General features: G+C 64.5%; 9 protein-coding genes. 3 read left to right on the forward strand and 6 right to left on the reverse strand.

The window, feature by feature from the left end; genetic code table 11:
* Window positions 1-19 precede the first annotated feature (19 nt).
* From sdhA to ACR9ZJ_RS12150, 4 genes are all read right to left on the reverse strand, one after another.
* A complete protein-coding gene (gene sdhA / locus ACR9ZJ_RS12135) occupies window positions 20-1,804 on the reverse strand; it encodes a succinate dehydrogenase flavoprotein subunit (protein ID WP_481280133.1) in 1,785 nt (594 codons plus the stop codon).
* 3 nt (window positions 1,805-1,807) lie between these two features.
* The gene (gene sdhD, locus ACR9ZJ_RS12140) at window positions 1,808-2,194 is read right to left on the reverse strand and encodes a succinate dehydrogenase, hydrophobic membrane anchor protein (protein WP_481287883.1); all 387 of its coding nucleotides are present in this window, start codon (window positions 2,192-2,194) and stop codon (window positions 1,808-1,810) included.
* A complete protein-coding gene (sdhC, locus tag ACR9ZJ_RS12145; protein ID WP_481280131.1) occupies window positions 2,191-2,583 on the reverse strand; it encodes a succinate dehydrogenase, cytochrome b556 subunit in 393 nt (130 codons plus the stop codon). The genes sdhD and sdhC overlap by 4 nt, the downstream gene beginning before the upstream one ends.
* 61 nt (window positions 2,584-2,644) lie before the next feature.
* On the reverse strand, window positions 2,645-2,812 hold the full coding sequence (locus ACR9ZJ_RS12150) for a DUF1674 domain-containing protein (protein WP_371024080.1): 168 nt from the start codon (window positions 2,810-2,812) through the stop codon (window positions 2,645-2,647).
* Window positions 2,813-2,939: 127 nt separating this feature from the next.
* Here ACR9ZJ_RS12150 and ygfZ point away from each other — a divergent pair, with 127 nt between their 5' ends.
* Both ygfZ and ACR9ZJ_RS12160 read left to right on the forward strand, forming a co-directional pair.
* Window positions 2,940-3,722 carry a CAF17-like 4Fe-4S cluster assembly/insertion protein YgfZ gene (gene ygfZ / locus ACR9ZJ_RS12155; RefSeq protein WP_481287884.1) on the forward strand — a complete coding sequence of 261 codons (783 nt, stop codon included), beginning with the start codon at window positions 2,940-2,942 and terminating at the stop codon, window positions 3,720-3,722.
* A gap of 455 nt (window positions 3,723-4,177) precedes the next feature.
* Entirely contained in the window at window positions 4,178-4,612 is a 435-nt protein-coding gene (locus ACR9ZJ_RS12160) for a cell wall hydrolase (RefSeq protein WP_306846487.1), read from the forward strand.
* Between the two features lie 333 nt (window positions 4,613-4,945).
* Here the strand turns inward: ACR9ZJ_RS12160 and ACR9ZJ_RS12165 are convergent, their stop codons facing one another.
* Window positions 4,946-5,413, reverse strand: coding sequence for an outer membrane lipoprotein (locus tag ACR9ZJ_RS12165; RefSeq protein ID WP_481280129.1), 468 nt, complete (start codon window positions 5,411-5,413; stop codon window positions 4,946-4,948).
* Between the two features lie 29 nt (window positions 5,414-5,442).
* Window positions 5,443-6,045 (reverse strand): glycine zipper 2TM domain-containing protein, encoded by a 603-nt coding sequence (locus ACR9ZJ_RS12170; protein WP_481280128.1) that lies wholly within the window; start codon window positions 6,043-6,045, stop codon window positions 5,443-5,445.
* A gap of 143 nt (window positions 6,046-6,188) precedes the next feature.
* Between ACR9ZJ_RS12170 and ACR9ZJ_RS12175 the strand changes: the two genes are divergently transcribed.
* On the forward strand, window positions 6,189-6,953 hold the full coding sequence (locus ACR9ZJ_RS12175) for a TatD family hydrolase (RefSeq protein WP_481287885.1): 765 nt from the start codon (window positions 6,189-6,191) through the stop codon (window positions 6,951-6,953).
* Window positions 6,954-7,131 lie beyond the last annotated feature (178 nt).

The following is a 7,131-nucleotide window of genomic DNA, read 5'->3' on the forward strand; positions in this document are numbered from 1 at the left end:
TTGCCTCTCCGGTCCGGTATCAGTAAACGCGCTTTTTCGGCGGCACGACGTCGACGTCGTCCGTCAGGGTGTACATGTGCACCGGGCGGAAGTCGAAGCTGGACTGGCCGGCCTCGTCGATCCACACCAGCGTGTGCTTCTGCCAGTCGTGGTCGTCGCGATCGGGGAAGTCTTCGCGTGCATGGGCGCCACGGCTTTCCGGACGCTGCTCCGCCGAGTGCATGGTGGCCACCGCCTGCGCGAGCAGGTTGGACAATTCCAGCGTCTCGATGAGGTCGGAATTCCAGACCATCGAGCGGTCGCTGACCTTGACGTCCTTGAACGAGTCGTAGACGGCGGAGATCTTCGCCTTGCCTTCCCTCAGGGTCTCGCCCGTACGGAACACCGCGGCGTCGGACTGCATGGTCTTCTGCATCTCGGCGCGAATCTGCGCGGTCGGCGTACCGCCATCGGCGTGGCGAAGCGCGTCGAAGCGGCCCAGGATCTTGTCCAGCGCATTGGCCGGGAGATCCTTGTGCGGCGTGTCCGGCTTGATCAGCTCGGCGCAGCGGTGGGCGACGGCGCGGCCGAACACCACCAGGTCGAGCAGCGAGTTCGAGCCCAGGCGATTGGCACCGTGCACCGACACGCAAGCGGCTTCACCGATCGCGAACAGGCCCGGCACGATCGAATCCGGATCGTCGTCGCGCTTGGTGACCACTTCGCCGTGGTAGTTGGTCGGGATGCCGCCCATGTTGTAGTGGACGGTCGGCAGGACCGGGATCGGCTCCTTGGTGACGTCGACACCCGCGAAGATGCGCGCGGATTCCGCGATGCCCGGCAGGCGCTCGCCGATCACCTCGGGGCCCAGGTGCATCAGGTTGAGGTGGATGTGGTCCTTGTTCGGGCCCACGCCACGACCTTCGCGGATCTCGATGGTCATCGCGCGGCTGACGACGTCGCGCGAGGCGAGATCCTTCGCGTTCGGCGCGTAGCGCTCCATGAAGCGCTCGCCCTCGGAGTTGGTGAGATACCCACCTTCGCCACGGACGCCCTCGGTGATCAGGCAGCCGGCGCCATAGATGCCGGTCGGGTGGAACTGCACGAATTCCATGTCCTGCAACGGCAGGCCGGCGCGCAGCACCATGCCACCACCGTCGCCCGTGCAGGTATGCGCCGAGGTGGCACTGAAGTAGGCGCGGCCGTAGCCACCGGTCGCCATCACCACCGCGTGGCCGCGGAAGAGGTGCAACGTGCCTTCGTTCATGTCGAGCGCGAGCACGCCCACGCACTTGCCGTCCTCGAAGACGAGGTCGATGGCGAAGTACTCGATGAAGAACGTGGCGTCGTGCGCGAGCGCCTGCTGGTACAGCGTGTGCAGGATGGCGTGGCCGGTGCGGTCGGCCGCGGCGCAGGTGCGCTGCGCGGTGCCCTGGCCGTAGTGCGTGGTCATGCCGCCGAACGGACGCTGGTAGATCTTGCCTTCCTCGGTACGCGAGAACGGCACGCCGTAGTGTTCCAGCTCGATGATGGCCGGGATGGCCTCACGGCACATGTATTCGATCGCGTCCTGGTCGCCGAGCCAGTCGGAGCCCTTGATCGTGTCGTAGAAATGGAAACGCCAATCGTCTTCGCCCATGTTGCCGAGCGCGGCCGAGATGCCGCCCTGCGCCGCCACGGTGTGCGAGCGGGTCGGGAAGACCTTGGTGATGCAGGCGGCCTTGAGGCCCTTCTCGGCGAGGCCGAAGGTGGCGCGCAGGCCGGCGCCACCGGCACCGACCACGATCACGTCGTACTTGTGTTGTTGAACCTTGTAGGATTCCATCGATCAGCTTCCGAGCGCGACGCGCAACACGGCCAGTACGCCCGTGAGCGTGGCGAGTACGGCGATGAACTTGATGAGGACCAGCGAGGCCACTTCGAGCCAGCGGGTATGGACGTAGTCTTCGATCACGACCTGCAGGCCGAGGACGGCGTGCCGGAACATCGTGATGATGAGCGCGATGAGCAGCACCGCGTTCCACGGCTTCGCCAGCGTGGCGCGGGCCGTGTTGAAATCGGCGTGCGCCAGGCTCACCACGGTGAAGACGAACCAGAGCGTGAGGAAGACCAGGCCGAGCGCGGTGACGCGCTGGAGCATCCAGTGGCTGACGCCCTCTTTCGCCGATCCCAGGCCACGGGCGCGAGCGAGCGGGTTGCGAAGATCCTTGCTCATGCCTGGGCTCCCAGCAGTACGTAGCCCCAGACCAGGGCGGTCAGCACGATGGCGCCGACGATGGAAAGCCAGCTGGAACGAATGAAGGTTTCGACGGCATAACCGGCGCCAGCGTCCTGCGCCAGATGGCGGATGCCGTTGCACAGGTGGTAGAAGAAGTTCAGGGTCCAGCCGATCATGAGGACCGTGCCGAACGGACTGCCTGCCAGGCTGGTGAACGTCCCGAAGGCCTCCGGACCGGCGGCGATGGAGGCGAGCCCCCAGACGATGATGAGGCTACCGACGGCATTAAGGATGCCGGTGGCGCGATGCAGGATGGAGGAAACCATCTGCACTTGCCACTTGTAGACCTGGAGATGCGGTGAAAGCGGTCGTCCCGTTTGTGCCATGGCGGCTATCCTGGATTGGAATCGCTAGATGCCCGACAGCCTTCCCTCGCCTTCCGATCGGTCAGAAGTCGATGCAGCGTCCGTTTTTTTCCCAATCGCCGTAACGCGTAGGGTCCAATGGCGCTTTCTCGACCCTTGGTCCGCCGTTCGTGGGGGCGATCGGCGTGACGAGCGGCTTCGCCGGAGCGGAATCGTTCGCGTCCTGGGGTTCGGAGGGGTTGTCGGACATGGTTATAAAGCCCTAAAAGCGTAATACCTGTGCAACGGCAGCACAACCTTGACGAAAGCCGCGAGGCTTGGTTTGGCCAAGGCCGGACCGTATATCTTACCCCTCCACCCTGCCTTGCGCCTCCCCCATGCCGAGCCGTACCACTCGAACCATCACCCTCGCCGGCCCCGATGCCGGCGCGTTCGCCAACGCCCAGTTCAGCAGCGACGTCCTGGCGCTCGCGACCGGACGCTGGCAATGGAGCGGCTGGCTCGACCCGAAAGGACGGGTGCGCGCGCTGCTGCAGATCGCCCGCGTCGCGGACGATCGCTACGTCGTCATGCCGCGAGGTGGCGATGCGTCGTCGCTGGCCGTCGACCTGAAGCGCTTCGTGTTTCGCTCGAAGGTGAGGATCGATGTATCCACCGAACTGCACGTGTCCGACGGCACGGCCGTTGCCGATGGCGATGCACGCGAGGAAGACGACACGCTGGTACTGGGCGAAGGCGACGCGTCGTTGCGCATCGGCGCGCACGAGGGTGACGACACGTGGATCGCGCGACATGTCGACAAGGGCTTTGCATGGCTTCCCGAACAAGCGCTCGGCATCTTGCTTCCGCCCGCGTTGTCGATGGAACGGCTCGATGCCGTGGCGTTCGACAAGGGTTGCTTCCCCGGCCAGGAAATCGCCGCGAGGCTGCATTTTCTCGGCGGACACAAACGCCACCTGCGTATCGTGCGCAGCGATGCTGCATTGCAAGAAGGACATTCACTGCGCATTGACGGACGTGACGCAGGCATCGTGTTGATGCAGAACATGTACTCGACTTCGCCTACATCACTAGTTGTACTGGACGACACGATGTCGCAGGCGGAGACTCTTGAATCGCAGGGCATACAACTACATGTCTTGTCGACGTTTGCCGAATGAATGTGCGATGACGTCGTAAAAAAATGTTCCTGCATATGTGTGAGTCAAAGCTGAACCGCGCCACTCGCGCACTTGCGCAAATCGACACGCACCACTAGTCTCCGCCGATCCATTTGCGTGGCCGTGCTGTCACCACACGGTTACACCCGCGACGATCCGTCGACGATGACGGTTCTGGCGCGACCCGGCCCCCGCCGGAGCACAACGTAACGCGCCTCCCCATGGCGCGTCGTGAGCCGAACTCATTCGGCGACACCCCATGCCGGGCGGCTCCGGACAGCCGCCCAGTTAAGTCACAGTGTGTGACGCCCGAGTCATCCGTGTTTCCTGCATGTATCGGATGTCGTCGGTTGGTCCAGGTAGTAACGGCCTGCCCGCCCGTCTACCGCTCATACGTCTCCCATGGCTCTTCCAAGGCCGCAAGTGACGGAAAAGCTCGTTGGAGGCAGATACACATGAAACTTTCCGCTTTGCTCTGGATGGCGTCCGTCCTTCCAAGCCACCTCGCCGACCAGACCTGCCTGGCGACGACGGTGTATCTCGAAGCACGCAGTGAACCGACCATCGGCCAGTATGCCGTGGCGGAAGTCGCCCTCCGTCGCCGCGATCGCGGCATGGGTGGCAACAATGTCTGTGAAGTCGTGAAGGCTCCGCGCCAGTTCGCGATCACCACCACGCCGAAGGATTTCGAGATCAACGATCTCGTCGCGTGGAACAAGGCATGGAAAATCGCCGGCGATTCCATGAACAACTGGAACCTGCCCAAGAGCGAACGCCTCGTTTACGTGCCGCAGGCCGATCATTTCGCCACCGTGGCGGTGGCGCCGAGCTGGTCGAGCAGTCGAGTCGTTCGCAAGATAGGCGACCACGCGTTCTACGCCGTCAACTGACGCAAGAACGCGCGGGGGAAAAGAGATCCAGGCGGGCAGCTTGGGATCTCCGGGAAAAGGGGCCCTCGGATGAGGGTCTTTTTTTTGCCCGCGGAAAAGTACCCGGCGGCACGAGTGCGAGCCGAGCTTGCGGGTGGAAGCCGACCTCGTGGGAGCCGACCTTGCCGGCGATCCCGCGCCAGCGGGCATGCCCAGTCGAGCACCCATCGCCGACAGGATCGGCTCCCACGAATGGCTGCCTTCATTGGATTGGTGGCGGCTTCTTCGTAGGCGACTCCAATAAAAAGCCCGCCATGAGGCGGGCTTTTTATGGACGTCTTTACGGCTGAACGATCAACGCCTGTAAACGCGATCTCCACGGACCTCCACATAATCGCCGCGCCGCAGCTGTGGGTCCTCACGCTGCGTCACCGTGGCCCAGCGGCCGTCGTCTAGGCGGATCCGCACGCGGAACGCCACGTCGTCGGAGCCGTTGCGCTTGCCGACCTGGTTGCCGACGAGGCCACCCACGACGGCGCCACCCACCGTGGCGGCGGAACGACCGTCGCCCTTGCCGATGGTGTTGCCCAGCACGCCACCGGCGACGGCACCGATCACGGCGCCAAGCGGCGAAGAGTCCTTCTGCACGTACACCTGCTCGATGTCGTCCACGACACCGCATTGCGCACACCCTCGCTGCGCACCGGAGTACACCACGCGATCCTCACGATACACGCGACGCGGCTCTTCGTAACACGCGGACAGCGACAGCGTGGCCAGGGCCACCGCGACGATGCCGATCTTGCGGACGATGCTATGCATGGCTTACGCCCTCATGGATGGTTCGTGGATCAACGCGCGTCGGAGACGACCGAAACGCCTTCCTGCACTTCCACGCGATCGCCCGGATCGTGGTCCATGCGCACCGTGCGGGTCACGCCCTTGTATTCGTAGCGCACGTCGTAGGCCACGATCTTGTCGCTGCTACCCGCCGAGACGGTGCTGCACTTGCGGACCGTGCTGGTCACCGTATTGGTTTCCTGGCGGCGCTCCTGGATCTCGTGGCCCGCGTAGCCGCCACCGACCGCGCCAGCCACCGTGGCCAGCGTACGGCCCTTGCCGCCACCGATCTGGTTGCCGAGCAGGCCACCGGCCACCGCACCGATGGCGGTACCGGCGATCTGGTGCTGGTCCTTCACCGGCGCGCGCCGGGTCACCACCTCGTCATGGCACTCCCGCTGGGGCGCCGACGCCTGTGCACGAACGGGATCCACACTGACGACACGCCCGTACTTCGGGCCCGGGGGCTCGGGTGCGGGTGCCGGGGCGGCCTCCGGAGCCGGAGCCGGGGCATTCGCGATGTCGGCATTCGCATCGCGGTTGCAGGCGGAAAGGCTCAATACCAGGGCCGCACCCAAACCAGCGTTCAGGACGGAAATCTTCAACCTGCTCATAACCCTAATCTCCTAACAAAGGTCAGCGACCTCGATGGCGCCAGAGCCCCATCACCCGGAAGTCGCCTCGGGCACATTTGACAGTCGGTAAACTGAACGACGCCTTAGACTCCCTCCACCCTTCATCCCGGCATCACACCGACATGCTCGATCTCGTAGACAGCCACGCCCATCTCGACGACGCCTCGTTCGACGGCGACCGGGGCAGGATGTTCGACCGCTCCGCCGAAGCCGGCGTTCGGCGCTGGATCGTGCCTGCGATCGATCGCGGAAACTGGGAAGGGGTCGAGCGGCTGGCTTCGTCACGCCCCGGCGTCTTCCCCGCCTACGGGCTGCATCCATTGTTCCTCGAACACCACCGCGATATCCATCTCGACGAATTGCAGGACTGGCTGGAGGGTCACGGCGCGGTGGCCGTCGGCGAAATCGGGCTCGATTTCTACGTCGATGGCCTCGACCCCGCGCGCCAGCGCGACCTGTTCGTCCGCCAGTTGCATATCGCGAAGGAACACGACCTGCCCGTCATCGTCCACGCACGCCGCGCCTTCGAGGAAACCATCCACACGCTGCGCCGCATCGGTGGCCTGCGCGGTGTCGTGCACAGTTTCTCCGGCAGCGAGGAACAGGCACGGCAGCTGTTCGACCTCGGCTTCCACATCGGCATCGGCGGTCCGGTTACATACGACCGCGCCAACCGCATCCGCCGTGTCGTCAGCGATATGCCGCTGCAGTGGTTGCTACTGGAAACCGATGCACCCGACCAACCGTGCGCGAACCATCGCGGCGAGCGGAACGAGCCCGCCTACATGCTCGACGTACTGAAAACGATAGCCGGGTTGCGCGGCGAATCCGAAGTGGATATCGCGACAGCAACCACGGCGAACGCGACGAGTCTGTTTGCGCTGTAAGAAGCTTGCCAACCTCCCGGCTCTTTACTGGTTCTTCGCGCATGTCCGGGGTTCGCCTGGTGCGGGCTCGGCTTCGCCCTCGCATTCGTTGTGTGCGGCGAGGGGAGCTGCCGGGCGCCACCCTCGGCGCGACGGTAGTCGCCGTCCCTTGGGCAAGGATGCCGCTGCGCGGCCGTGT

This window comes from Luteibacter sp. KNZ12-1A (assembly GCF_056755675.1).